Consider the following 26,239-nt stretch of genomic DNA (forward strand, 5'->3'; position numbering starts at 1 on the left):
GTCAGATCGAAATAGGCGTGCCATCCTTGCGCACGAAGCGGCCATCGACATTGGCGCTCATCATGTCGACGTCGGAGCATGTAGTCAGATCATCGAACACGCGGCTGCCGACTTCGAGATACATCGCGATCTTCGCCGACCGGTTCATCATGTGATGGCCATTTCCGCTGCCCTTGCGAAACGCCGCGCAATCGCCCGCGCGCAGGATCGTTTCGCCTTCGTCCTCGATCAGCATCAGCTCGCCTTCGAGCACATACACGAACTCGTCCTCGTGCGAATGCCAATGACGCTGGCTCGACCAGCCGCCCGGCGGCAGGCGCATGAGATTGACGCCGAAATCGCTCAGGCCGCCTGCATCGCCGAGTCGCTGGCGGATGCGATCGGCGCACGGTGCATCGAAAGGCGGCGGATAGCCCGAGCCTTTTATCTCGGGCACGGCGGCGAGGTCGATCTTGGGCATGGGCAGGCTCAGGTGTTCGCTATGAGGAGTTCTTCGGCGTTGTGCGGCGGACGCAGACCGTCGCTTCTGTTCGCGAAATAGCGCTGCGTCAGATCCGTCGACGATACATGTCGTGCTTTGGTGAAGCCCGCATCGAGCGCCAGCGTCTGGATCTCGGCCAGCCGGAAGAAGCTGATGAACGGCGTGCCGCTTGCGCGTGCGCCCTTCTCCGCCATCTCGAGTCCGGGACGAACGTCGGGGTCCGCGAATTCGAGCGGCAGCAGGAAAGTCATCGCGAAGACCGAGCCCGGTGCGAAGCCCGCGACTTCGCGCAACGTGGCCGCGTTCGCTTCCTTCGTGAGATACATGCTGACGCCCGTCGAGACCACGATCGCGGGCTGGCTTGCATCGAAGCCATGCTTCACGAGCTGCTCGCGCCACGATTCGCCCGCTTCGAAATCCACGGGCACGAAACGCAGCCAGTCCGGCACGCCGTAGCCGAGTTCGATCAGGCGCCGACGTTTCCATGCCTGCGGCCCTGGCGGATCGACTTCGAACACCTTCATGCGCGACGCGATCTCCGGCCTGCGCTGCGCGAAGCTGTCCAGGCCCGCTCCGAGAATCACGTACTGCGTGACCCCGCGCTCCGTTTCCCGCACGATGAGATCTTCGATGAAACGTGCACGCGCGACGATCGATGCCCGAAAGGGCCGCGTGAACTGGGGGTTCATGTCGCCGCGCTCGCGCCAATCGTCGTCGGGTGCGAGCAATCGAAGGCCGATGGTGTCGTTCAGCACGTGCGGCGGCGCATCGACTTCGACGTGCAGCGCGCGCCAAAGCGCGACGCGCGCCGCCGTGCTGTCCGGAGCCTCGTGAGTCTTGTCGGTCATGATTCAACGCCCGATCCAAAGGCATGAATGTCTCATACTTCGCCCCGAACTTGCGGCGAATGATGTGCCTGTGCGGGGAATACCTACGATAATCTCCGCATGAAATGCGGTGATTAGATCGGCAGACAGAAAGGTTCGTCCACACTGCGTCCTTTCGATGATGGCGACGGTCGCAGCACGTCTTACGAAACATGGCATAACGTTTCGCCCACAACCACGAAAAGGCCTCTGACATGGCGCAAGCGCCGCACGTCGACACGAACGCTCGCAACGAACGCTGGCTCACCGTCGGCGGCCCCGTCGTGTTTCTGCTCCTGTGGTCCGCGGGATTTCCCATCGCGAAGACCGGCCTGCGCTACGCGTCGCCGCTCACGTTCCTGTCGATACGCTTCGCATTGAGCATCGGCGTGCTGCTCGCCGTATGCGCGATCAGGCGCCCGCAATGGCCGCGCGATGCGCGTGCGTGGCTGCATCTCGTCGTCGTCGGCTTTCTCGTGCAGGTGATGTACTTCGGGCTCAGCTATCTGTCGATGACGGCGGGCATCGCGACATCCGTGCTCGCGCTGATCGTGTCCTTGCAGCCGATTCTCGTCGGCGTGCTCGCGCCGACGTTCGTCGGCGAGCGGATCGGCGCGCGGCGCTGGATCGGCCTGCTCCTCGGTCTCGCGGGCGCGGCGGGCGTGATCGCCGCGCGCGGGCCGCTGCATGCCGAATCGCTCGGGCCCGTGTTGCTCGCGGTCGGCGCGCTCATCGGCATCACGGGCGCGATGCTCTACGAAAAGCGCCTCGGCACCGCGCAGGATCCGCTGACGTCGAACCTCGTGCAATACAGCGTCGGCCTGATTTTCTGCGCGCCGATGGCGCTCGGCTTCGAGCACACGCCGGTGCAATGGACGCCGACGTTCATCGCCACGCTCGCGTATCTCGTCATCTGCAATTCGCTGATCGCGATCACGCTGCTGCTCGCGATGACGCGTGCGGGCAAAGTCTCGCAAGTGGCGTCGCTGTTCTTCTTCGTGCCGCCCGCGGCCGCGGTCCTTTCCTGGTTCTTTCTCGGCGAAGTCCTGCCGACAGCCGCATGGTGGGCGATGGGCGTCGCGGTGCTCGGCGTCGCGATTGCAACGTGGAGCCCGCGCAAATAGCGATAACGATGAGCCTCAATGCGAATGCTTCGGCACATCGGCGCCGCGGCAGCCGACGAGAAAGTCGAAGTCGCAGCCTTCATCGGCTTGCAAAACGTGCTCGACATACAGCTTGCGATAGCCCGTGCGATCTTCGGGAATCTCGCGCTTCGCCGCGTTCCACGCATCGAGCCGCGCGCGGATCTCTTCGTCACCGATATCGATGCGCAACACGCCCTTGTCGCAATCGAGCTCGATCCAGTCACCGTCGCGCACGATCGCGAGCGGCCCACCCGCGCGCGCCTCGGGCGCCACATGCAGCACGACGGTGCCATACGCTGTGCCGCTCATGCGCGCATCCGATACACGCACCATGTCCGTCACGCCTTGCGCCAGTATCTTCGGCGGCAGGCCCATGTTGCCGACTTCCGCCATGCCCGGATAACCCTTCGGCCCGCAGTTCTTCAGCACGAGCACGGAGTCCGGCGTGACATCGAGATCGGGATCGGCGACACGGCGCTTGTAGTCGTCGAAGTCCTCGAACACGACCGCGCGGCCGCGATGTTTCAGGAGCGACGCCGTCGCCGCCGATGGCTTCAGCACCGCGCCATTCGGCGCCAGATTGCCGCGCAGCACGCACAATCCGCCATCCGCGACGAGCGGCTTGTCGAGCGTGCGTATCACTTCGTCGTTATACAGCGGCGCGTCCTTCACGTTCTCCCACAGCGTGCGGCCATTCGCCGTGAGCGCATCGGGATGCGGAATCAGCTTCGCTTCGCCGAGGCGCCGCAATACGGCGGGCAAGCCGCCCGCGTAATAGAACTCTTCCATCAGGAAACGTCCTGAAGGCTGCAGATCGACGAGCGTCGGCGTGCCGCGCCCGATGCGCGTCCAGTCGTCGAGTTCCAGCTTCACGCCGATACGTCCGGCAATCGCCTTCAGATGAATCGCCGCATTCGTCGATCCGCCGATCGCCGCATTCGTGCGGATCGCGTTCTCGAAGGCCTCGCGCGTGAGCAGCTTCGAGAGCCGCACATCCGTAAGCGCCATCTCGACGATACGCATGCCGGACAGATGCGCGAGCACGTAACGGCGCGAATCGACGGCCGGAATCGCGGCATTGTGCGGCAGCGTGACGCCGAGCGATTCGGCCATGCACGCCATCGTCGATGCGGTGCCCATCGTGTTGCAGGTGCCCGTCGAGCGCGACATGCCCGCTTCCGCCGACATGAACTCGTGAATCGAAATCTTGCCCGCCTTCACCTGCTCGCTGAGTTGCCACACGACCGTGCCCGAGCCGATATCGCGTCCTTCGTGCTTGCCGTTGAGCATCGGGCCGCCGGAGACGACGATCGCGGGCACGTCGCAGCTCGCCGCGCCCATCAGCAGCGCGGGCGTGGTCTTGTCGCAGCCGGCGAGCAGCACGACGGCATCGACGGGATTGCCGCGTATCGCTTCTTCGACGTCCATGCTCGCGAGATTGCGCGTGAACATCGCGGTGGGCCGCAGATTCGATTCGCCGTTCGAGAACACGGGAAACTCGACGGGAAATCCGCCCGCCTCGAACACGCCGCGCTTCACGTGCTCGGCGAGCTTGCGAAAGTGCGAGTTGCACGGCGTTAGTTCGGACCACGTATTACATATGCCGATGATGGGCTTGCCCGCGAACTCGTGATCCGGAATGCCCTGGTTCTTCATCCAGCTCCGGTACATGAAGCCGTTCTTGTCCGCGGTGCCGAACCAGGCGGCCGAGCGGAGCTTGAATGCGGGGGCGCTCATGGCTGTGCTCACTCTGTGAGAAAGACCTATGAATAGCATGACTATATCGAGGGCACGTACCGGGAAAACGCTAATCGAAACGTCAAAACGCACTGCATATAGTTTGTCTATTGAAGTCGGCGCGCGGGCTTCGCATATCCCAATTACTAGTTCAAAAACCGCCGCGCTATCGAACAATCCTCTCGCACTGCTTGCATCGTCATCCGCAACGCTTTCTGCTTTCGAACATGAAAGCCGCTTCGCGTTTGGCGTGCCGTGAAAAACCCTGTATTCGACCAACGAAGAAGAGACCGGAGGAAGACATGGCGCAGAATCGCGACGACGACGCAAACGACGGCATCGGCGGCATCATCAATTCGGGCCGGCGCGGGCTCATGCAGGGCGTGGGCCTTGGCGCTGCGCTCTCGCTTCTGGGCGGCGTGAGCGGCGCGGGCGGTCTGATCTCGACCGCGCAGGCAGCCGAAGCGGCGTTCCCGCAGCACAAGAAATGGAAGATCGTGTTCGTCAATCACGTGACGACGAATCCGTTCTTCGTGCCGACGCAATACGGCATTCAGGACGCGTGCGCGATGTTCGGCATGGACTATCAGTGGACCGGCTCGGCCACGTCGGATGCAGGCGAAATGGTGCGCGCGGTGAATTCCGCGATCGCCGCGAAGGCCGATGCCATCGCCGTGCCGATCGTCGATCCGAACGCGTTCGACAAGCCCATTCAGGCCGCGCTCGACGCAGGCATTCCCGTGTTCGCTTACAACGCCGACGCGCCGCGCGACAAAAGCAATCCGCGTCTCGCGTATATCGGCCAGGACCTGTATCTGTCGGGCTATCAGATGGGCGAACGCATCGCGAGTCTCGTCGACAGCGGCATGGTCGCGCTCTTCATCGCGACGCCAGGACAGTTGAACATTCAACCGCGTCTGGATGGCGCGAGCGACGCAATCAAGAAGTCCGGCAAGAAGATCGACATTCAAACCGTGGCGACGGGCGCGACCGTCAACGAAGAGCTGTCGAAGATCAAGTCGTTCTATCTCGGCCATCAGGACCTGAAAGGCATGTTCGCCGTCGATGCAGGCAGCACGCAGGGCGTCGCGCAAGTCATGAAGGAATCGGGCCTGCCTTCGAAGGGTGTGCATGGCGGCGGCTTCGATCTCTTGCCGCAGACCATCCAGCTCATTCACGAAGGCTTTCTCGATTTCACCATCGACCAGCAGCCTTATGTGCAAGGCTTTTATACCGTGATGGAAGCGTTCGTGTTTCTCGCCTCGGGCGGGCTCGTCGGGCCGGCGAACATCAACACGGGTCTCAAGTTCGTGACGAAGGACACGGTCGAGCCGTACCTCAATACATCGACGCGCTATGAAGGCAAGACCACGAAGCCGCAGATCGTGCCGATGAAAGGCGCGATCAAGTCTTAGGGTCTGTTCACCTGTAAAACGTACATGCGAACGCCCGAAATCGGCTGGAGTGCAAGGAGCGCGGCGCGCCGTTTGGCCTCCCCAAACAAGCGACGCGCGACGCCGCAATACGGCCGATTTCGGGCGTTCCCCGAGAACCTATTTCTAATCAGGGGTTGCCCCGTAAAGGGCCGCTCGCCGCGTCATGCTCCTCGCGAAGACGCCCGGTCTTAGCTTCGTCTCATTCCTTGCGAGCGGCCCTTTACGGGGCAACGCATGCACGTTTTACAGGTGAACAGACCCTAATGAACACGGTGAACGAACCTCGTAAAGCCGAGGCGCCCGCGCGGGTCGAAAGCCCGCGCGGGGCCTGGATGTCGCATTGGGCGCCCGAGTTGCGCATCCTGCTGGTAGCGGTGCTGCTCTGCGCCTACTTTCAGTTTCTCAATCACGACTTCCTGCTCAGCAACGCGAGCCTCGTCAATCTCTCGCAGTACATCGCGCCGGTCGCGATCATCGCGTTCGGCGAGATCATGCTGATGATCGGCGGCGATATCGATCTGTCGGCGGGCATGGTGTTCGCCTTCGCGCCATTCATGATGGTGTTCGCCAACGAGGCCGGCGCGCCGATGTGGCTCGCGGTGATCGCCGGGCTGATCGCGGCGGCGATCATCGGCTTCGTGAATGGCGCCGTGACGGTCTATCTGCGTCTGCCGTCTTTCGTGACGACGCTCGGCACGCTCTTTCTGATCAACGGCATCACGCTGACGGTCTCGCGCGGCACGCCCGCCGCGACGCCCGGCTCGCCGGAATTCGCATCCGTGATGGGCGCGTGGGGCTACAGCGAGATCATCTGGACCGTGGCGATCGCGTTCGTCATGCACGTGCTCTTGCGGCACACGCGCTGGGGCCTGCATACGCAGGCGGCGGGCGCGAATCCGATCGGCGCGAGCGAGGCGGGCATTCACGTGAACCGGCTGCGGCTCGGCAATTTCGTGCTTGCCGCGGTGCTCGCGGGCTTCACGGGCGTGCTCGAAAGCTTTCGCATCACGTCGATCGATCCCCAAGCGGGCGGCAATCAGATCATGTTTCTTGCCGTCGCGGCAGCGGTGATCGGCGGCACGCCGCTGACGGGCGGCTCGGGCACGATCGTCGGCGGGCTGCTCGGCGCAGCGGTGCTCGGTATTCTGAGCGATGGGTTCACGCTCATCGGCATCAATGCGTTCACGTTCAACATCATTCTCGGGGGCGCGATTCTCGCCGCGATGATCTTCAACATCCACGTCGGGCGCATTCGCCGCAAGGGAGCACGGTGATGGACGATTTCGCTCTGCGCGGCGACAACATCGTCAAACGATTCGGCGCCGTGACCGCGCTCGACGGCGTTTCGTTCGCGCTCGGCAAAGGCGAGATTCTCGGCATTCTCGGCGATAACGGCGCGGGCAAATCGACGCTCGTGAAAATCCTCACGGGCTTTCATCAGCAGACGAGCGGCACGTTGCACGTGCACGGCGAAGAGACGCTGCTCAAGTCCGTCGATCATGCGCGCGCGCTCGGCATCGAATGCGTGTATCAGGATCTCGCGCTCGCGAACTCGCTGTCGATCTATCACAACATGTTTCTCAACCGCGAGATCGTGCGGCGCGGGCCGGCGGGCATGTTGCGTCTCGTCGATCACAAGCAGATGCGCGAACGGGCCGCTCGCTTGCTCGACGATATCGGCGTGCACGTGCCTTCCGTCGATCTGCCGGTCGAGCGTTTGTCGGGCGGGCAACGTCAGGCGATTGCCGTCGCGCGCGCAGTGCATTCGAACGCGAAGATTCTGCTGCTCGACGAGCCGCTCGCCGCGATGGGCGCGCGCGAGGCCGCGCTCATCATCGATCTCGTGATGCGCCTGAAGGAGAAAGGCGGGCTCTCGATCATCATGATCATGCACAACTACGCGCAGACGCTCGATATCGCCGATCGCATCATGCTGATGCAGCGCGGCCGCGTGACCTACGAGCAACGCAGCGCGAATACATCGGTCGCGGAGCTGATGGATATCGTGAGGCGCGAATATCGGGCGATGCGCGCGACGACCGCGAATTAGACGCCGGCAGGCCGCATCATGGATTACCGCAATCCGAAGCAACGCAAGAGCATGCACGGGCGCATCGTGCAGGAGCTCGGCATGCGGATCGTGAGCGGCGGCATCGCGCCGGGCGAGCGTCTGCCCGCCGAGCCGTCGCTGTGCGAGGCGTATGGCGTGAGCCGCCCGGTGCTGCGCGAGGCGACGCGCGTGCTCGTCGCGAAGGGACTCGTCGTGTCGAAGCCGCGCGTGGGCAGCGTCGTGCGCGCGCGCGAAGAATGGCACATGCTCGACCCCGATGTGCTCGTGTGGACCATCAGCCATCTTCCCGAAGGCGAGTTCTTCCGCTCGCTGATGACGGTGCGGCAGATCATCGAGCCCGCCGCCGCCGCGCTCGCGGCCATTTCCGCCACCGCCGACGACATCGCGCGCATCGGCGCCGCCTACGAACGCATGGAAAGCGCGCAAACCGCCGCCGAACTGCTCGATCCGGATCTCGAGTTTCATCGCGCAGTCATGTCGGCGACGCACAACGACATGCTCGCGTATATCGGCAACATGCTGTCGCTTGCGCTGACCGAATCGATCAAGCTCACGAGCCGTCATCCGAACACGCACGCGCTTTCCCTGCCGCGCCACAAGGCGATCTTCACCGCGATCGCAAACCGCGATGCGCTCGCGGCGCGTCAGGCGAGCGTCGTGCAGCTCGACAACGCACGCGCCGACGCCAACTCGATACTCGGCGGCGCCGCGCTCGAACCGGACCGGCCGCTTTCCGGGTAAGAATTCCCGAATTCACGCGGTCGTAACGTTTGCTTGTGCCGATCGCGTCTCAAGTCCCCTTCATCCCCGCCGTAAACCCTATTGAGACCGGCATCGCCGCGGTCTTCTCCATACCCCTTCGTTCCGCCGGCGTCCTCTTTCTGTCGGCTCACTGGGGTCTATCGACGAACATTCCACACGTCCTTGCGTCCGACGCGGGATGAAGGTCCTTCATCGGTCCGTCCGCCTTTGCCCGGACGACCCGGGGAATGTGCGCCTACTTCGTGGACATGGATGGATTTTGACCATTTAGTAGTGCGCATCGACATGACTAATTTGATTCACGCCGGCGATCCGGCTATTCGCCTCACCCGATTCAAGGCTGTTGCACTTGCAGCCGCCATGAGCATGCTGCTCGCCGCGTGCGGCGGCGGCGGCGGCGGTGGTGGCAGCACCGCATCGTCCACCGATGCAACGCAGAGCGGCGGCGCTTCAACTTCGGCGTCGGCTTCCACTTCTGCTTCGGCCTCTGACATTCCAGCCGCCGGCACGCAAACATCGAAAACCACGACGAGTCCGTCTTCCGCGAGCGGCGTCGTAAACGTCGCGCCGGAGACTCCCGCTTCTTCAGTGTCGAACCCGGTCACGAACGCGCCTGCGACGAATCCTGTCGTCAGCGCGCCCGCTCCGGCTTCCGGCGCGAACGCGGGCGGCGGCAACGTTACGACGCCGCAGCAACCCGCGCGACTCTTCTACGGCGTGAACGGCCACAACAACGAAGGCGGCGCCTACGACATCTCCAGCTACGCGCTCCAGCTCTCGCAATTGCAGGATCTCGGCGCGAAGCTCTATCGCAACGAGGTGTACAGCCAGGGCACCGCGACCAAGCTCGCGGGCATCGCGCAGATCATGGCGGCGGGCGGCGTCACCGTGTATCCGGTGATGCTGATGGGCATCAGCGCGTTCAACGACGAAACCGAAGCGTATAACGCCGGCTTCGCGCTCGGCCAGCAGACGGCCACGTCGCGCCGCTATCCGTACTACGAGGTGACGAACGAGATGGAAGCGGAACTGCTCATCGGCAATGTCGATGGGGTCTATCCGCAGCAGTTCGATATCGCGAAATTCCGCAAGCTGCGCGGCGTCATTCGCGGGATGATCGCGGGCATCAAATCCGTCGATACCTCCGGCAAGATCATCATGGGCGGCGGCACGTGGCTGCACTATGGCTTCGATCAGATGCTCGCGGCCGGCATGGAGCCGGACGGCAGCATCGGGCATCCGGTCGTCGACTGGGACATCACCGCGTGGCACTGGTACTCGGAACAAGGCGATATCACGAATGCGTGCGGCGGCACCGGCTGTCACAACGTGCTCGCCGCGCTCAAGGCGCTCGGCAAGCCGATCTGGATCAACGAGTTCGGCGTGCGCCCGAACTACGGCACGGATCAGCAGATCGCCGCGTATCTCGTCGGCAACACGATGATGGCGCAGTTCGTCTCGCTGGCATCGACGTATGACATCGAGTCGATTCAGGTGTACGAGCTGTACGACGATCCTGTCGGCGGAGAAGGCGCGTTCGGCCTGCTGAGGAACGATGGCCTCACGCCGAAGCCCGCCTACACAGCGTTCAAGACCTTCATCACGGCGCACCCGATGTGAGTACGTCTTCCTCGACCGACACGGCGCCATTCTCGATGCGAATCGGAATGCGCCGGAGGCTCGCGCCGAGACACGGACCATCGACGCACACGCCGTCTTCGAAGCGAAACATCGCGCTGTGATGCGCGCACATCAAGAGGCCGCCTTCGTAAGTCCAGAACGCGTTCGGCTCATAGTTGAGCGGAATCGAGAAATGCGGGCACACGTTGCGATACGCCCAGACTTCGCCGCCACGGCGCAACACGAGCACGGACGGCGCGGCTTCGAGACCGCCGCCATCGGGCACGTCGTCGAGCGAGCAGATCGCGTTCACGCGCGCTCCTTGGCGATCAGCGTGAAATCACGCGCCACGTCGTAACCGCCGTCCTTCCGCGCGTACTCGATCACGAGCGACGGCTTCACGCCGAACACCGCATCGGACTTCACGTAGGGATCGTCGGCGGAATAGAGCGCGGTCGTCAGCGACTCGTGGCCGGGCGCGTCGATGCGAAAGTGGATATGCGCGGGACGCATCGGATGACGGCCCGTCGCGACGAGCATCTGGCCGACGGGACCGTCCGTTGGAATCGGATAGCTTGTCGGCTTGATGGAATGGAATGCGTATGCACCGTCCGCGTTCGTGCGGAATCGTCCGCGCAGATTGCCTTCGGGCTGGTCCGGGTCCTGTCCTTCGTACATGCCGTTCGGCGCGGTCTGCCAGACTTCGATCAACGCATCGGGAACGGCCTTGCCGCTCACCTCGCGCACCGTGCCGTGGAAGAACACCGCCTCGCCATCGCTTTGCGCGATATTCGCGCCGAACGCCGACTCCTTCACGCCATCGCGATAGAACGGACCGAGCAAACTGCTTTCGGTCGCGGCTTCGTCGTGATGCTGGTTGATGTCGTCGAGCACGATCGAAAGGCCCAGCGTATCCGACAACAAAATGAACTCCTGCCGGATGCCGTCGCACTTCTTGCCGGTAGCGGTGAGAAATTCGATGCCGCGTCGCCATTCATCGTGCGTCAGGTTCACTTCGCGCGCGAACGCATGCAGATGCCGCACCAGCGCGGTGACGATGTCCTTCGTGCGCGCGTCGGCGCATTGGCCGAAGGCGTCGGTGACGGACTGCGTAAGCGATTCGTTCATGGTCGTCGTCCTTCGTAAGCCGCTTCCAGCAGCGTGCGCAACGGCGCGCATTCGACCGGCCGCGGATTCCAGTACGGGCTTTTCATCGCGACGTCGACGGCGATATCGATATCGCTTTCCTTCATGCCGATATCCTTCAGCGCGGTCGGCGCGCCGTTCGCGCGCGCGAGGTCGAATGCGCCTTGCGCGGCATCGTCAGTGCCGAGCGCGCGGGCGATGCGCTTCATCGCGTCGGGCGCGGCGTCGCGGTTGTAGGCGAGCGCGTGCGGCAACACGATAGTATGCGTTTCCGCGTGCGGCAGGTTGAACGTGCCGCCGAGCGTGTGACACAGCTTGTGATGCAACGACATGCCGACGCTGCCGAGCACCGCGCCGCACAGCCACGCGCCGTAAAGACAATCGCTGCGCGCGTCGATATCGCCGGGCTTCGACACCACTTTGCCGATGCCCTGCGCCAGCGCGCGAATGCCCTCTTCCGCCATCAGACTTATCACTGGATTCGCGTCCTGCGCGTAAAGCCCTTCCGCCGCGTGCGCGATCGCGTTGATACCGCTCGTCACCGAAAGCAACGCCGGCAGCGATACCGTCAGTTGCGGATCGTAGATGACCGTCTTCGGCAGCACGCGCAGGTCGCGGCCCGTTTTCTTCAGGCCCGCTTCGGTGAGACCGTAGATCGGCGTCATCTCCGAGCCCGCGTAAGTGGTCGGCACGGCGAGTATCGGCAGCGACGATGTCAGCGCGATCGCCTTGCCGAGACCCGTCGTCGAGCCGCCGCCGATGGCGATCGCGCAGTCCGCGCCGATGCGTTGCGCAAACTCGCGCGCCTCGCGCGCGGTCTCGACGGGCACGTGCATCACCGCTTTGGCGAACACGCCCGCCGCGCGCGGCCCGATGCGTTCGGCGAGCGCTTCTGCCTGATCGCGCTGCGGCGGCGTCGAGAGAATGAGCGCGCGCTTCGCGCCGAGAAGTTCGATCTCGCGTTCGATATGTTCGATGCTTCCCGCACCGAACACGACGCGTGACGGCATGCCCTGATAGATGAACGATTGCATGATTCCCGATGCGCTTCAGCGCGGATAGTAAGGCGGAATATTCGCGTCGACATTCACCCACACCGACTTGGCCTGAGTATATTCGCGCATCACTTCGAAGCCCATTTCGCGCCCGTAACCGCTCGCGCCGACGCCGCCGAAGGGCGATCCCGGACTCACGCGCTTGTAGCAGTTGATCCACACCATGCCGCTGTGCAATTGCCGCGCGACGAGATGCGCGCGTTGCAGATCGCGCGTCCAGAGTCCCGCGCCGAGGCCGTATTCGGTGCCGTTGGCGATCGCGAGCGCTTCCTCATCGCTTCTGAATGTGCTGACGGCGACGAACGGGCCGAACACTTCCTCCTGCGCGACGCGGTCGGTGGGTTTCGCCTGCACGATCGTCGGCTCGACATAGCAGCCTTTGGCGAGCGCGGCGGCGTCCGGCGCCTTGCCGCCCGCGAGCACGCGGCCGCCCTGCTCGCGCGCGACATCGACATAAGACAGCACGCGGTCCCGATGCATCTGCGACGTGAGCGGCCCCATTTCCGTCGACGGATCGAGCGGATCGCCGATGCGGATCGAACGTGCGAGCGACGTGAAGCGCTCCAGCAATTCATCGGCGATGGATTCATGCACGATCAATCGCGATGCCGCGATGCACGCCTGCCCCTGGTTATGGAAGATGCCGAACGCGGAGCCTTGCACGACGGCATCGAGATTGGCGTCGCCATAGACGATGTTGGCGCCCTTGCCGCCGAGTTCGAGCTGCACCTTCTTCAGGTTGCCGCTCGATGCCTGCACGATCTTGCGCCCGACCGCCGTCGATCCGGTGAACGCGACCTTGCCGATATCCGGATGCTCCGCAATGTATTGCCCGGCGATCGCCCCGAGCCCCGGCAGCACGTTCACGACGCCCGCGGGAAAGCCGACTTCGGCCATCAGTTCGGCGATCGCGAGGCTCGACAAAGGCGTGAGTTCCGCGGGCTTCATCACGACGCAATTGCCCGCGGCGAGCGCGGGCGCCATCTTCCAGCTCGTGAACATCAGCGGAAAATTCCACGGCACCACTTGCCCGACGATGCCAACCGGCTCGCGCGTCAGATAGTTCAGGAAGCCGGCTTCGACGGGAATCACCGAGCCTTCGAACTTGTCGGCCATGCCGCCGAAATAACGGAAGGTCGCGGCGGTGCGCGGCACGTCGAGATTGCGCGTATCGCGGATCGGGTGGCCCGTGTCCATCGATTCGAGGCGCGCGAGTTCATCGGCGTTGGCTTCGATCGCATCGGCGAGTTTCAAAAGCAGGCGGCCGCGATCGGCGGCGGCCATCGCGCTCCACTTCGGGAACGCCTTTTTCGCGGCATCGACTGCGCGGTCGATATCCTCGCGGCCAGCCATCGACACTTGCGCGATCACGCTGTTGTCGTGCGGATTCAGGGTCGCGAGCGTTTCGCCGGACAGGGCGGGCACGAAGCGGCCATCGATGAAGAGTTGCGTTTGCATGTCTTGCTCGTGTCGAAGATTGAAGACGAAGCCTCTCTCGCGACGCCTTCGTTCAAGGCGCCGTCGAGATTCAAAGGACAGGGATTTAAAGCGCGACCGGATACGGCGGCAGCTCGCCGCTTTCGTAGCGCTTGGGCAGATCGGGCGTCGCGTTTTCCCAGACGAGCAACATCGAGCGCTTCTGCGAATAACCCTTGTGGCGAATGTCGGCGGGCATCGCGGCGATATCGCCGGCGTTCATCGTGATGCGCGCGCGCGGCTCGCCCGTGTCTTTATCGGCGACATCCCAGATGATCTGATCCGACAGTTGCAGGAACCACTCGACGCGATCGTTGCCATGAAAGACCGGCAGCACGAACTCCTCGGTCGTCGGGCAGAAGAGGCTTTGCTTGCAGACGGAAGTGACCGACGGATTCCACGTCACGTCCGAGCGCGACAGATACTTGAAGAGACTGAACGCGTGCAACTGGCCTTCGAAACCGGGTTCCGCGTGAATCTCGGGCTCGTCTTGCGATACGTCCGCGAACTGTCGATTCACGGGGAAGTCGTCGCGCAACGGCGAATCGCCTTCGAGACCGGGCATGCGCTTCGTCGCGATACGTGTGCGGTCGATGGCCGCGATGTTGTCGCCATGTTTCGCGCCGAACGCCGAGCCGGTTTCCTCGGGCGCCGCGAACGGATCGAAGCCTTCGTTGACCCAGTCCTTCAGGATCGCCTTGAAGGTCGCCATGATGATCGGCGTTTCGAACTGCTGCGTGTAATCGACGCCCGCGTCGCGGAAGCTCGCGTTATACGCGCCGGCGTACATGTCGACCTTGCCGTAGTGATTGCGCGTGCCGATCACTTCGTCGAAGTTGACCCAGCCGTAGAAGAAGCCCCATGCGACGTCGCGCATCATCGCGCGCAGGAAGTCGTCGGCGTGCATCTGATGCGAGCGCGTCTGGCCGTGCGCCGGCCACTTCACGGTGACGAAATACGCGTCGCGGCTGAATTCGAAATCGCCCAGTTTGAAGGTGCGGTAGCCGGTGGCCGCGTCGGGATCGGTGGCGACGACGCTTTGCAGGAATACGGTTTGATCCATGATTTTTGCTCCGAAAGACGAGGGTTCGCGGTGACGTTACTGGATGCAGATATCGGCCCACTTCTCGACCGATGCCGCGCCGAGAATCGTCTGCACGAGCAGCACGCCGGTCTTTCTCGCTTCGAAGCGATATGCCGCGCCCGCGGGCAACAGCGCCTGATGACCGCGGCGCAGGCGCACGAAGCCCATCTTCTGACCCGAAGGTTCGCCTTCGAGCTTCACCGTGCCTTCAATCTCTTCGTTGACGAGCGCTCCATCGGATGGCTTGATGAAATGCACGTCGATTTCGCCGTCGAGCGCGACCGCGAATTCATCGTGCGATGCAGTGAACCACGGCGACACGCCTTCGGCGCGCAGCGTTTCGATCACGTACTTGAGGTTCTTGCCGACGACCACTTTTTCATACGGCGCGGAATGGCTTGCGACTTCGAATACGTTGGACATCACGTAATGCGAGGCCTGGCCCTTGATGATTTCGATCGAGCCCTTGCGATAACTTTCGAGGCTGCCAAGTTGAGTCTGTTGCATGTCTGTCTCCGTGTCTGCGTTCAGATTCTCGGTGTCGCGTTGGAATCAAGATTAGGGCTGCGCGCGCCGTGAGGCAATGAATCGAGGTTCGCGTTTGCCGAACGATGCGTCTTCGATCGCAGCCCTAGGGAAAGTACTTACTTTTCCGCTTGTTTGTCCGCGAGCCACGGATAGCGCCGCGTGTCTGCGCCCTCGTAATCCGGATCGAGATAGATGAAGCAGCGCTGAATCTTGAAGTCGCGAATCTCGAAGACATCGGTCCAGCGGCCCGCGTGCGTGACGCCCGCGCGCCAATCGACGCCGCTTTTTGTCGTGCCGTAACTCGTGCCTTCGACGACCACCGTATCGCCCTGCTGGATCACGTTCAGATACGCGAGATCGTGCTTGAACTTCGCGACGATCGTGCCGAGATCCGCGAATAGCTTTTCGAACACGGCGCGGCCCGTCGCGATGCCCCACTTCGGGAAATAGACCTCGGCGTTGTCATCGAATAAATCGAAAAACGATTCGCCGCGATCGAGCCTGCGCAGATATTCCAGCGCGATGGTCTTGCGTTGTTCGTCGGTCATGGTGATGGGATTCATGTTTTCGTCTCCTGTCGTTCGGTTCAATGCAGCGTGCGCAGATAAGCGATGATCTTTTGCCGCCGCGCTTCGTCGCCTTCGAAATACGTCATCGCGTTGCCGGGCGCGACGGATTGCGTATCGGTGAGCCACGCATCGAGCAGCTTTTCGTCCCAGACCTTGCCCGCAGCGGCGGCCTTCATGCCCGTCGAATACTTGAAGCCCGGTTCCGCCGCCAGCGGCCGGCCGATGATCCCGAAGAGGTTCGGCCCTTGTCCGTTCGGCTCGCCCTTGTTGAAGGTGTGGCACACGGCACAGTTGTTCGTCGTGAGCTTCTTGCCGAGCACTGCGGTGTCGTCCTGTGCATGAGCCGTGGCGCTGACGAGCACGAGCAATGCGATAACATTAGTCATCCGAATCATGATTGGCCTCCATTGGCGGATTGCGCTGCGCGATAAGCAAACGCGATGATCGGCCCGAGCGTGCCGCCGCCCGCCCAGTAAGCCCGCGCCGATGCCGACGCCACGCAATTGCCAACGCCGTACAAACCCTTGATCGGTGCGCCGCGCGTGTCGAGCACTTGTCCGTGCGAATTTGTCTTCGGTCCGCCCTTCGTGTCGAGATTGCCCGCGACGATCAGCGCCGCGTAAAACGGTCCTTTCGCGGCGAGTGGATACATCGTCTCGTTCTTCTGATCGGTCTTCTTGCTGACAGGCCCATTGAACAGCTTCTCGACGATGCGCTCGCCGCGATGAAAGTCCTGATCGACGCCTGTCTTCGCGAAGCCGTTGAAGCGCTTGATGGTTGCGTCGAGATTGCGGTTGAAGTCGTCGCTCAACGTGGCGCCGCCGAGCGCGCTCTGATACTTCGCCATGCGTTCCCTGATCGCGCTGGCAAGTTCGGCCAGCGTGTTGCCGCGCACAACGTGCCGGTCGTTCGATCCTTTCGGCACGATGAGACTTCCGTAATCGTCGCTGCCGCAATGGTCTTGCGCCTGCTGATCCCAGATCGAAATGAGCGTGAGATTCGGATACTCGCCCTTCGCGCCGTCCCACTCGGAGAATGTCGCGCAGACTTCGTTGTACGCGAGCTTTTCGTTCACCACGCGCTTGCCGTACTTGTTCACGTAGAGCATGGAATCGCCCGTCGGCGTGAAGATGCCGGACAGCGAGCCGTCTTTCGCGATGGCTTTATCGAGCGAGATCGGCGCCATCCACGAGTAGTTCATGTTGCGCAACTGCACGTCGAGCGCGCTGGAAATGCGCACGAAATCGCCTTCGTTGGTCGGCGCCGCACAGCCGCCGTACACCGCGCCGTGCAGGAAGTTCTTGCGCAGTTCGGGATCGTGCGTGAAACCGCCTGTCGCGAAGATCACCGCTTTTTTCGAGCGCACGCGGTAGAGCGTGCCCTCTTCCGTCAGCGATTCGACGCCGATCACCGCGCCGGATTCGTCGACGAGCACTTTCTGCACGCGATAACCCGTCCTGATGTCGATGCCATCGCGCCGTGCCGCCGCGCTCATCGTGCGGATCGCGACGCGCCCGCCATCGGACATGCTGGGCAGGCCGTTCTTCGGAAACAGCACGCGGCCGCGCGGCGCCTTGTCCTCCGGCAATTCGGCCCAGTAGTCCGGCACCGCCGCTTCATGCCGATACGGCAGCGCGCCCTTGTTCGCGAGCAGTTCCGCCGCCGGCGATGCGCTGTCGTAAATCGCCTCGCACATCTCGTATTCCCAGTCCGAAAGGCCGAGTTTCGGTTGCGTCGCATCGTATTGCTCGGGCCGCGAAAGGCGCGCGACATAGCGCATGTAATCGGCCTTCGGATCGGCGATGCCCGCGCGGCGCATCGGCTCGTTGTTCGGCACCCAGTACCAGAACGCGGCCTTCGCCGCCGTGCCGCCGACGCTGCCCGCCTTCTCCAGAATCACGACGCGGTTTCCCAGCCAGCGCGAAAAAAGCGCTGCGGGCAAGCCGCCGCCACCGCCGCCGCACACGACGACGTCGTATTCGGCATCGAATTTGATGTCGCTCGCGGCGCGCGCCGTCAACGACACCGCGCCGAACGCGGCCGCTGCGGTTCCTGCGCCCGCGGCCTTGATGAAGTTGCGCCGCGATGCGGCGGGTTGAATCGTCTCGTTCATGTTCGTCTCCATTGTTTCGATATGCTTACCAGTAGTGCCATGCCTGCACGAGAATTCCGTTGGTGAGCGTCGTGTTGCGCCCCGAAACCGAGTGCTGGTACTGGATGGAAAGCTGGTCGTACATCTTCTGGTGCAGAAACGGCAGGCTGTTCGGCTTGAACTGGAACAACACGCCGACACCTGCAGTCATCTCGCGGCTCGCGCTGTTCGCAACGGGCATCGCCGCGGTCTGGTTGAACGTGCCGCCGCTCGTCTGGAAATCGAGTCCGACGAACGGAATCGCGAAAGGGTTGTCAGGCGGCGAAATGCTGTAGCCGACGCGCAGGTTGAGGTGGAACGAGTTGCCCGGGCTCAGATCGTCGTGACCCGAACGCAGCGTGCGTCCGCGAAGAATGCCGCCTAGAAGCAGATCGACGTTCACGTGCCCATACCAGTCGTCGTAGAAGACGGACGGCCAGAACGACCACGTATTCGTCGATACGTCGTTCTGTCCGATCGGTACCTGCACATAGGCTTGCAGGCCGAGCGTCGTCGCGGGCGCGGGGTTGTACCAGACGAGCCCGCCGATAAGCGGATCGCCGATGCCGCTCGCAGAAAACTGCGATCCCTGCGTGCGGATCTCGGGCAAGGTGATGCTCGCGTTGAAGCCGACATGCGGCAGCGACGGGAGCTTCCAGTAGTGAATGAACGTCGATAATCCGACGAACGTGTTCGTGCCCGGACCCGCGATCTGATTGCCGTGCGAATCGAAGGCACGGTTGTCGTGATTCCATTCGAGGTTCTGGCCGAACGAATCGTAGGTGCCTTCGAAATCCGAACTGAACTGCCAGGTTTGCGGGCGGTCCGTCGCGAACGGAATGCCCGCGGCGTGAGCCGTCATCGAGCTGGCCGCGCCGAGCATCGCGAGCGCGCATGCCAGGCGTATTCGTGTCCTTGGTTTCCTGTACCGCGTGTGCATCGTCGTCTCCGGTCGTTCGTGTAATGTGCGAACGTTACGAAGACGCGGCGCGCCGGTCTTTCAGGTTTTGTGGATTACAGATTCCGGCGAACGCACGACGACCGCATGCGGGTTTACACCGTGCATGAACGGCGCACGCGACGTTCGCGAATCGCGACCCATCGGGCCCGCGGGCGCATCTATACTCGCGTGAACAGCGGCGCCCATCGGCCAAGCCGCGAAGACACCGGAGACAGGACCATGAGCGTCCATAGCGCCCATTCGGCGGCGGCCCGCATCGATCGCTTCAGAGCGGTCACGGGCGCGCCCGGACTCGAATACTGCATCTCGGGCCCGCGCCCGTATTCGCTGGAACTGAGCAATTCGTCGGACATGATCTGCCTTCTGCTCGGCACGATCGTCTCCGATACGCGTTACGACGACGGCCCCGCCGCGCCCTTCACGTTTCGCGCCGAGACGGCCGCGTTTCATCCGCGCGGCGAAAGCATGCGCATCGATGCGCACGAGGTGCGGCATGGTTTCATCGCGTTCCGTTATGCCGATGCGTTCGTGAACCGCATCGCCGATCGCAGCGCGGAGCCACTGCGCCGCGCGGGCAGCCGCAGCAATCTCGGCGCCGATTCGATCCGGCATCTCGTGCGCTATGCGCGACAGAATGCGCACGCTGAAACGCGCCCCGTTGATCCGTGGGAAATGCAGTGTGTCGCGACGCTCGCGTGGATCGAAACGACGCGGCATCTCGAACGCGCCGCGCGCGAGCGCAAGTCCGCGCTGACCGACGCCGGTTTCGCGATGCTCGAAGCGTATGTCGCCGATAACATCGATCAGAATCTCGCTTGCGCCGATATCGCCGCCGAGCTCGATCTGCCCGTGCGCGTCGTCTTCGATGGCGTGAAGGCGCGCACCGGTCATTCGCTCTATCGCTACGTGCTCGAAAAGCGCATCGATGCCGCGGCGCGCATGCTGCGCGCGGGCAGTGCGCCGCTCGTCGATGTCGCCGTTGCGTGCGGATTCTCGTCGCAGCAGCACATGACCGCGCTGTTTTCGGAGCGGCTCGGCACGACGCCGCTGCGCTACAGGAAAAGTGCGGCATAGGAGAAAGCATGGACCTCTTCATGTCGATGGAGGCCTTCGTCCGCGCAGCCGAAGCGCAAAGCTTCGCGAGCGCGGCGCGGCAGCTCGGCGTGGCGAAATCGGTGGTCACGTCGCGCGTGAAGCAACTGGAGGAACATTTCGGCGTCGCGCTGTTTCATCGCTCGACGCGCGCGGTGCGTCTGTCGGAAGTCGGCGAATCGTACTATCGCGATTGCCTGCTGCTCGTGTCGAAGGTGCATGAACTGTCGGGGCGCGTGAGCGCGGAGACGCAATCGCTCTGCGGCACGCTCAACGTGCACGTGCTGCCGGGCTTCGCGCTCGGGCATTTCTCGCAGGCGCTGATCGCGTTTCGCGAGGCGCATCCGCGCATCGAGTTCGTCGTGACGGTGAACGATCGCGTCATCGATCCCGTGCAGGAAGGCTTCGATCTCGCGCTGCAGATTTATCCGCCCGCTTCGAATCTGCTCGTCGAACGCAAACTCTTTCCGGTGCGCGGTGTGTTGTGCGCGACGCCCGCGTATCTGAAGGAAGAGCCGGCCATCGAGACGCCGCTCGATTTGCTGCGTCACGATTTCGCGCGCTACGCGCACTATCCGTGGGGCGACAACTGGCCGCTCATGAAGGGCAACGAAACTTACGAGATCGCGCTCAACGCCGTGTTGAAGACGAACAGCGTGCATCTGCTGCTCGAATTCGCGCGCGCGGGCGCGGGCGTCGTCTATCTGCCGACGATGGTCGCCGCGAGCGATCTGCTCGAACGCCGTCTCGTGCGCGTGCTGCCCGACTACGCTGCGCCGCCGTTGTGGCTGAGCGCCGTCTATCCGACATCGCATCGTTCGACGACCAAGGTGAAAGCCTTCGTCGACTTTCTGCGCGAGCGCTATCTGAGCGAGCCGCAATGGGACAAGGCGCTCGGCATCTCGCCGCCCGACGACGAAGAGCGCAACGTCGACGAAGAACTCGGCGATGTGTGAGCAGCGCTACAGCAGATAAAGCCACGCGAGCAGCGTGACGATGGACAGGAGCGTCGTCATCGAGATGACCGCGCCGACCACGTTTTTTTCCACGTCGTATTCGACGGCGAGCACGTAGGCGCTCTTCGCCGTGGGCACCGCCGCGCACACGACCGCTGCGATGGTCGCGGTGTGACCGAGTCCTGCCGCGAGGCACAGCGCATACACGACGAGCGGCACGACCGCGAGCTTGAGCGCGGTCAGCAGCGCGTATTGCGGCACGCGTCCGCGCAATTCGCTCAGTGTGAGATCGAGGCCGATCGCGAAAAGCGCGCACGGCGTGAGCGCTTCGCCGAGTATCGCAAGAAAGGACGCGACCGGCGGCGGCAGCGTCAATCCGATGACCGACCACAGCAGGCCGCAAATCGTCGCAAGAATCACGGGGTTCGTCACGATCTGGCGAAGCAGGGCCGCCACGCTGATCTTGCGCGACGCATCGTAGCGGCTGATTTCGAGCAGCACGACGAGCACCGGAAACATGATTGCGCCGACGAACACCGTCGCGACCGCCGCCGCGAGCACGCCGGGCTTGCCGTACAGCGTCTTCAGGATCGGCAGCGCAACGAAACCGGTGTTGGTCATCGAGACGGCGGCGGCGAGCATCGCACTCGGGCCGAGCGTTGCCCCGCGCACGAAGCGCATGCCGAGCAGCATCAGCGCGAAGCAGATCATCGAGCCGCCGCCGAACGCGGCGAGAAAGCGCCACTCGAGCAACGAGCGGAGCGATTCATCGGCGATGGTCAGAAAAACCAGCGCGGGCATCGCGACGTAATACGCGAAGCGCATCAGCGACGGCGCTAGCGCATGCGGCATGTAGCCCGAGACGCGCGCCAGCCATCCGGTCAGGATGATGGCGAAGATCGGAAGGATCATGCCGGCGAGATGCATGTTGGGCTCCGATATCGATGAGACGCCCTGCTCGGGGCGCATGTCATTATCGGAGAAAAGGCTCGCGCGACGCGCAATTCTGCGCAGCCGCGCGATTGTCCGCCGTTCAGCGAGCGCTCAGCATGGCGCGCGCTTCGTCGCTCGACAGCACGCCCCGGTCTTTGCGATTAGAGGCGCTCGCGGCATACACGGCCTTGCGCGCATGTGTGATGCCGAGCGGCGCGAAGCCGTTCGCCGGATTGAACGCGAGCTGGTTGATGCGCGCTTCGTCGTCGGCCGACGGCTGTGCATCGAGTTCGAGCTCGCCGACAGGCACGATCTCGGACTTCCACGCGACGGAGGCATCGTTGACCGGCGTCGTGGTTTCATCGACGAAAAATTGCACGCCGAGTTGCCATTTCACCGGGGCCTGCTGCAAGCGGCTGAGCATGTCGTCGCGCAGATAGTCGTCGCCGTGGCTGGCGGCTTTCGTCCCGGCGGGCGTCGATGGATGCGGATGCAGCGAGTATTTGATCGCCGCCTGGCCGACCTGCACGACCGATCCCCAGTAGTGCTCGGTCGTGACGCTCTCGACGCGATGCGCCGTCGTTTCTTTGAACAGCACCGCCAGAATGCGCGCGGCTTCGACGGGGCCGAGCTTCGCCATCATCATTTCGCGCAGGCTCTGCGCGATGCCGCTGACCGGCCCTTCGGCGAGCAGCGCGACGATGATATCCGCGACCGCCATGAACTGAACCGAATTGCGCGCGTGCGAGCGGCCGCCTTCGTTGGTCATGAGCAGATCGGTCTCGGCACCGTCTTCTGTGAACAGCTTGATCGCGATGCCGCGCACGTCGGATGACGTATCGGCCCGCGGGCACGGCTGACCGTTCGAGATGCGGCACGCGACGCGGTACACAGCGGGCGCCTTCGCGAACAGACCGGAGCGCGCGGCATCGGGAATATCGTCTGCAATCCGAAGTGTCCCGAATGCGCCGAGCACCTGTTTCTGATGCTGCGCGCGATCCACCTTGCCGTTCAGATTCGTGTGGCTGCTCCTCGCGAGCTTTTGCTGCTGCTCGCCGATGGCCGTGACGAGCATCGCGAGCGTGGTGGCGTCATCGAGCTTGTCGGACCAGCCGGTTCCATCGCTGCGTAACTGGGTTGAATTCATCGAAAACCTCCGTGTGCGGTTGAATTCTGTTCGGATCGTCATTGGCGGCCTGGAATCGCGCCGGGGGCGATGCTGCCGTCGGCGCGCCCGGCGAAGTAGCGGTAGATCGCGTCGATGCGGCTCTCGATCAGCGGGTTGCCGCGGTATGCGGGCATGCTCATCGGCGGATTGCCGTCGAGGACCGCGGCGATGAAACGCTCGCGGCTCTGTGTGCGCGCAAAGCCGACGATCGACGGCGCGGCGAGGCCTTCGTGATCCTTGCCGTGGCAGCGCGCGCAGTCCGCAGCGCGCACCGCGCGCCAGGCGTCGGCTTCGGGCGTTTGCGCTGGCGCTTGCTCTTGTGCTTGAGCTTGCGCGATGAGCGAGATGCCGAACACGCACGCGGCCGTCGTGAGCAGCGTGATCAATGCTTGTGATCGGAAAGACGGCCGACGAACTTCCATCCCTGATCGCGCATCCATACGTAGGTGTAGCCCGTGGGGCCGTCGATGAAAACGGTCATCGGCCGCTCGCTGCCCGACGCCTCTTTTAGCGGCTCCGTCGAAGCGGGCGTGATGCGCGCTTCCGTCGATTTGAGGCGTGTGTCGCGATCGTCGAGACGCCAGCCGTCGTCATCGGCATAAGTCAGTCGCGATGTTCCGCCCGAAGGCGTTTGCACGGTGAGCGTGATCGGACCGCTGTCGACATCGACGGCGATCGGGCGTGCGTCGGCGTTGTCCCCGCTGTTTGCGGCGACGCTGGTCTCGCAGAGCGCGCCGAACGTCAGAACGGCGATCGCAACACCGGCCGCGCGTCTGGTTTGATGGGATCTCATTTCGGATACCTCCTTGCTGGCCGCGTGGACGCGGCTATCCAGATGGGCTCGTACATTAGAAGACGAACGTCGCCCCGACGAATGTGAGGCAAGAGATCCGCGGGCGCTGGCGATATGGTGTCGCTACCGAATCAGGTGCGTGGCGCGAAACGCGCGTTTTGGCCTGTCGCCGCGGATGAGGATCTGTCGTGTGGAGATACCGCCACGCGTGGCCCGCAAGAGGCCGTGTTGTGATGTGCCTTACTATCGGCCGAACGGTCGACGGAAAAAACCACGCATCCGGGGGGAGATCACCCCACCATTGGGGGACTGCGCGAAGAGGGAAGGAGCAGGAAGGAGCGTGAGACCGGCGCTCGAAGGCGTCCCCGCCGCCTTCGGACCGACGCTTGCCGCAAGTCGCTTCATTGACCGCTATATATATTGCAGCTCAGTCCCGGCGTGCAAAGCTGGGACGTGCTGGTCCAGGCATCGCGCGCAGCGCCGCTGGCCTTGGTCGTCGACATCGTTCCGCCATAGCTGGAATCGGTCGTGGTGGAGACTGCGCTTTGCTGCGCGGCGCCGCTCGGTGCCGGCGCCTCCTGCGCTACCGCGCTCATCGCGAATACAGCTGCGGCGGTTGTTGCCAGTACAAGAGTCGTTCTCATGGCCATCACCTCCTATCGAAGAACCGGGGAAAAAAATGGACCCTGTCGTGCACGGCCTGATCGCCGGTGCGAAAAACGCGCCGTGCAGGCTTCTCGTTTGATTGATCACGCGCGGCGTGAGCGGGCCGTCGCGAAAGGCGCCTGTAGGCTCCGAACGCGCGTAGCTTGTAGTACTCACTCCCACCGTATACCGTGGATCGGAAAAGTAAATTCCCGATCGGCGCGAACCAACGTCTGCGCACGTGCCGGCGTTTTTGCGAACGATCTTGCTTAAGCGGGCTGCGATTTCCACGGAGTCCGAAGCTTGCGCTAAAGCGTGTTTCCGAAGCGGACGGCGGTTTTGGTATATTGGATTTCCCGCCCGGGAGTTTCTGGCAATGCGTGTTGGCCGACCTGTCAAATCTCTACCCCATCCGAACTGCGACTACTGCGGCGCGCCCGCAACCCTGGCGCGCGCCGGCGACGAAGCCTATCCGTATCGCGACGACCACGGCCCGCTCTGGATGTGCGCGGACTGTCAGGCGTGGATCGGCATTTTTCCGCGCAGCACGCGCAACGTTCCGTTAGGCCGGCTCGCCGATGCCCGGTTGCGCGATCTGAAAGTGAAGCTGCACGCGGCACTGGAGCCGCTCGTGCAGGCGAAGGTGCGGCGCGACGGCTGCAATGTTTTCGAGGCGCGTTCCAAGGGGATGAAGTGGCTGGCGCAGCAAATCGGCGTCGACGCGGACAAGTGCAGCATCCATACGCTCGACGCCGACCAGTGCGAGCGCGCGATCGCGGTCGTCGAACATTTCGCGCAGGAACGCGGTCAGCACCCTTCAGATTCGGCGATCGATGAACGTTAACCTGAAAAGGTCAACCATCGATCCTCGCATGTCACGCACTCTTCCTTTTCGGCGCTCGCCCCAGGCGACGCGCGCGCGGCTCACCAAAGCGCAACTGCTTCCCATCCCGCGCGCGGTGGCTGACGAGCTCGCGCTCGCAGCGCACATGTCGCTGACGGCGTTGCGCTCCGGCTCGCCGGATATCGCGCCCGCGCAGCACATCACCGAAGCGATGTATCTTGCCAAGTTCCTCGCCGAGGCGGGCCACGGCGACTTCTCGCACGACGAACTGCTGCGCGCGGATCAGACGATGGCCGCCGTGTTCGACGCCGGCCGCGCTTCGGGTTCGTGGACGCTGGCCGCTGATGACTTCGATCGCTTGGCAGCGATCGTCTCGCTCTACGATCACCAGTTGCGACGCGCTTCGCTCGGCGCACTGTCGGCCGCGAGTGAGCGGCTCGAGCGATTCAAGGCAGGCGAGCCTTATCAGCCGCTGCATGCTCGGAAGTCGGCGCCAGTTTGACGGAGTCGCTTTTTGTGCGCGGAGCGACCGGTAAGTTGTGGGGCGGCCGTCGTCGAGCGGACCGCTTACGTTCGACACGAAAACTGTATCGATCGATACGCGTTCCCAGTTGATCGGTCGATTTGGCGGTCGCGCTTGCGAGCGGTCGCGTACTGAGTGCGATCGCAGCTTGCTGCAAGGGATGTTTCCGTGAAACAAGTTTAGAATTTAACGCTAACCGTTTGATTTATAACGATAT

Annotated in this window: 28 protein-coding genes; 10 read left to right on the forward strand and 18 right to left on the reverse strand. The window is 63.3% G+C overall.

Annotated features, from left to right (window positions below; genetic code table 11):
* Window position 1: 1 nt before the first annotated feature.
* The gene (locus AWB74_RS12020) at window positions 2–460 is read right to left on the reverse strand and encodes a cupin domain-containing protein (RefSeq protein ID WP_061146991.1); all 459 of its coding nucleotides are present in this window, start codon (window positions 458–460) and stop codon (window positions 2–4) included.
* A gap of 8 nt (window positions 461–468) precedes the next feature.
* A complete protein-coding gene (locus tag AWB74_RS12025) occupies window positions 469–1,329 on the reverse strand; it encodes a class I SAM-dependent methyltransferase (RefSeq protein WP_061146992.1) in 861 nt (286 codons plus the stop codon).
* Window positions 1,330–1,562: 233 nt separating this feature from the next.
* Here AWB74_RS12025 and AWB74_RS12030 point away from each other — a divergent pair, with 233 nt between their 5' ends.
* Window positions 1,563–2,471 (forward strand): DMT family transporter, encoded by a 909-nt coding sequence (locus tag AWB74_RS12030; RefSeq protein WP_061146993.1) that lies wholly within the window; start codon window positions 1,563–1,565, stop codon window positions 2,469–2,471.
* 15 nt (window positions 2,472–2,486) lie between these two features.
* Here AWB74_RS12030 and AWB74_RS12035 read toward each other — a convergent pair whose 3' ends face one another.
* A complete protein-coding gene (locus AWB74_RS12035; protein WP_061146994.1) occupies window positions 2,487–4,229 on the reverse strand; it encodes an IlvD/Edd family dehydratase in 1,743 nt (580 codons plus the stop codon).
* Between the two features lie 302 nt (window positions 4,230–4,531).
* On the opposite strand from AWB74_RS12035, the gene AWB74_RS12040 reads away from it, so the two are divergent.
* The 5 genes from AWB74_RS12040 (at window position 4,532) to AWB74_RS12060 (ending at window position 10,118) form a co-directional block, all read left to right on the forward strand.
* Window positions 4,532–5,644, forward strand: a complete 1,113-nt coding sequence (locus tag AWB74_RS12040; RefSeq protein ID WP_061146995.1) for a sugar ABC transporter substrate-binding protein — start codon at window positions 4,532–4,534, stop codon at window positions 5,642–5,644.
* A 284-nt stretch (window positions 5,645–5,928) separates the two neighbouring features.
* Entirely contained in the window at window positions 5,929–6,939 is a 1,011-nt protein-coding gene (locus AWB74_RS12045) for an ABC transporter permease (RefSeq protein WP_061146996.1), read from the forward strand.
* Complete coding sequence (locus AWB74_RS12050; RefSeq protein ID WP_061146997.1) at window positions 6,939–7,715, forward strand: ATP-binding cassette domain-containing protein; 777 nt, start codon at window positions 6,939–6,941, stop codon at window positions 7,713–7,715. Before AWB74_RS12045 ends, AWB74_RS12050 begins: the two co-directional genes overlap by 1 nt.
* A gap of 18 nt (window positions 7,716–7,733) precedes the next feature.
* A complete protein-coding gene (locus AWB74_RS12055) occupies window positions 7,734–8,477 on the forward strand; it encodes a FadR/GntR family transcriptional regulator (protein WP_061146998.1) in 744 nt (247 codons plus the stop codon).
* 381 nt (window positions 8,478–8,858) lie between these two features.
* Window positions 8,859–10,118, forward strand: a complete 1,260-nt coding sequence (locus AWB74_RS12060; protein ID WP_235024548.1) for a glycoside hydrolase family protein — start codon at window positions 8,859–8,861, stop codon at window positions 10,116–10,118.
* Here AWB74_RS12060 and AWB74_RS12065 read toward each other — a convergent pair.
* The 10 genes from AWB74_RS12065 to AWB74_RS12110 form a co-directional block, all read right to left on the reverse strand.
* Entirely contained in the window at window positions 10,099–10,431 is a 333-nt protein-coding gene (locus AWB74_RS12065) for a Rieske (2Fe-2S) protein (protein WP_061146999.1), read from the reverse strand. The two genes, AWB74_RS12060 and AWB74_RS12065, sit on opposite strands and share 20 nt — an antisense overlap.
* Window positions 10,428–11,246 (reverse strand): intradiol ring-cleavage dioxygenase, encoded by an 819-nt coding sequence (locus tag AWB74_RS12070; RefSeq protein WP_061147000.1) that lies wholly within the window; start codon window positions 11,244–11,246, stop codon window positions 10,428–10,430. Before AWB74_RS12070 ends, AWB74_RS12065 begins: the two co-directional genes overlap by 4 nt.
* Window positions 11,243–12,298, reverse strand: a complete 1,056-nt coding sequence (locus tag AWB74_RS12075) for a maleylacetate reductase (RefSeq protein WP_061147001.1) — start codon at window positions 12,296–12,298, stop codon at window positions 11,243–11,245. Before AWB74_RS12075 ends, AWB74_RS12070 begins: the two co-directional genes overlap by 4 nt.
* Window positions 12,299–12,313: 15 nt before the next feature.
* A complete protein-coding gene (locus AWB74_RS12080) occupies window positions 12,314–13,777 on the reverse strand; it encodes an aldehyde dehydrogenase family protein (protein WP_061147002.1) in 1,464 nt (487 codons plus the stop codon).
* 85 nt (window positions 13,778–13,862) lie between these two features.
* Window positions 13,863–14,858, reverse strand: a complete 996-nt coding sequence (locus AWB74_RS12085) for a hypothetical protein (RefSeq protein ID WP_061147003.1) — start codon at window positions 14,856–14,858, stop codon at window positions 13,863–13,865.
* Between the two features lie 36 nt (window positions 14,859–14,894).
* The gene (locus tag AWB74_RS12090) at window positions 14,895–15,386 is read right to left on the reverse strand and encodes a cupin domain-containing protein (protein WP_061147004.1); all 492 of its coding nucleotides are present in this window, start codon (window positions 15,384–15,386) and stop codon (window positions 14,895–14,897) included.
* A 137-nt stretch (window positions 15,387–15,523) separates the two neighbouring features.
* Window positions 15,524–15,970, reverse strand: a complete 447-nt coding sequence (locus tag AWB74_RS12095; RefSeq protein WP_061147005.1) for a nuclear transport factor 2 family protein — start codon at window positions 15,968–15,970, stop codon at window positions 15,524–15,526.
* A gap of 23 nt (window positions 15,971–15,993) precedes the next feature.
* The gene (locus AWB74_RS12100) at window positions 15,994–16,371 is read right to left on the reverse strand and encodes a c-type cytochrome (RefSeq protein ID WP_061147006.1); all 378 of its coding nucleotides are present in this window, start codon (window positions 16,369–16,371) and stop codon (window positions 15,994–15,996) included.
* Entirely contained in the window at window positions 16,368–18,089 is a 1,722-nt protein-coding gene (locus AWB74_RS12105; RefSeq protein WP_061147124.1) for an FAD-dependent oxidoreductase, read from the reverse strand. The genes AWB74_RS12100 and AWB74_RS12105 overlap by 4 nt, the downstream gene beginning before the upstream one ends.
* 25 nt (window positions 18,090–18,114) lie before the next feature.
* On the reverse strand, window positions 18,115–18,969 hold the full coding sequence (locus tag AWB74_RS12110; RefSeq protein ID WP_235024549.1) for a transporter: 855 nt from the start codon (window positions 18,967–18,969) through the stop codon (window positions 18,115–18,117).
* 318 nt (window positions 18,970–19,287) lie between these two features.
* On the opposite strand from AWB74_RS12110, the gene AWB74_RS12115 reads away from it, so the two are divergent.
* Window positions 19,288–20,142 (forward strand): helix-turn-helix transcriptional regulator, encoded by an 855-nt coding sequence (locus AWB74_RS12115; RefSeq protein WP_061147008.1) that lies wholly within the window; start codon window positions 19,288–19,290, stop codon window positions 20,140–20,142.
* Window positions 20,143–20,150: 8 nt separating this feature from the next.
* Window positions 20,151–21,116: a LysR family transcriptional regulator gene (locus AWB74_RS12120; protein ID WP_061147009.1), complete on the forward strand. Its 966-nt coding sequence runs from the start codon at window positions 20,151–20,153 to the stop codon at window positions 21,114–21,116.
* Between the two features lie 6 nt (window positions 21,117–21,122).
* On the opposite strand, the gene AWB74_RS12125 is transcribed toward AWB74_RS12120, so the two are convergent.
* The 5 genes from AWB74_RS12125 to AWB74_RS12145 form a co-directional block, all read right to left on the reverse strand.
* Window positions 21,123–22,043 (reverse strand): AEC family transporter, encoded by a 921-nt coding sequence (locus AWB74_RS12125; protein WP_061147125.1) that lies wholly within the window; start codon window positions 22,041–22,043, stop codon window positions 21,123–21,125.
* 106 nt (window positions 22,044–22,149) lie between these two features.
* A complete protein-coding gene (locus tag AWB74_RS12130) occupies window positions 22,150–23,196 on the reverse strand; it encodes a catalase (RefSeq protein ID WP_061147010.1) in 1,047 nt (348 codons plus the stop codon).
* Between the two features lie 38 nt (window positions 23,197–23,234).
* Window positions 23,235–23,603 (reverse strand): c-type cytochrome, encoded by a 369-nt coding sequence (locus AWB74_RS12135; RefSeq protein ID WP_235024550.1) that lies wholly within the window; start codon window positions 23,601–23,603, stop codon window positions 23,235–23,237.
* Entirely contained in the window at window positions 23,600–24,010 is a 411-nt protein-coding gene (locus AWB74_RS12140; RefSeq protein ID WP_061147012.1) for a hypothetical protein, read from the reverse strand. Before AWB74_RS12140 ends, AWB74_RS12135 begins: the two co-directional genes overlap by 4 nt.
* A gap of 401 nt (window positions 24,011–24,411) precedes the next feature.
* Window positions 24,412–24,654 carry a hypothetical protein gene (locus AWB74_RS12145; RefSeq protein ID WP_235024551.1) on the reverse strand — a complete coding sequence of 81 codons (243 nt, stop codon included), beginning with the start codon at window positions 24,652–24,654 and terminating at the stop codon, window positions 24,412–24,414.
* Window positions 24,655–25,031: 377 nt separating this feature from the next.
* Here AWB74_RS12145 and AWB74_RS12150 point away from each other — a divergent pair, with 377 nt between their 5' ends.
* Together AWB74_RS12150 and AWB74_RS12155 are read left to right on the forward strand one after the other, a co-directional pair.
* On the forward strand, window positions 25,032–25,499 hold the full coding sequence (locus AWB74_RS12150; RefSeq protein ID WP_061147014.1) for a zinc-finger-containing protein: 468 nt from the start codon (window positions 25,032–25,034) through the stop codon (window positions 25,497–25,499).
* A gap of 28 nt (window positions 25,500–25,527) precedes the next feature.
* On the forward strand, window positions 25,528–26,001 hold the full coding sequence (locus tag AWB74_RS12155) for a hypothetical protein (protein ID WP_061147015.1): 474 nt from the start codon (window positions 25,528–25,530) through the stop codon (window positions 25,999–26,001).
* Window positions 26,002–26,239 lie beyond the last annotated feature (238 nt).

Source organism: Caballeronia arvi, assembly GCF_001544695.2.
Classification (GTDB): Bacteria; Pseudomonadota; Gammaproteobacteria; order Burkholderiales; family Burkholderiaceae; genus Caballeronia; species Caballeronia arvi.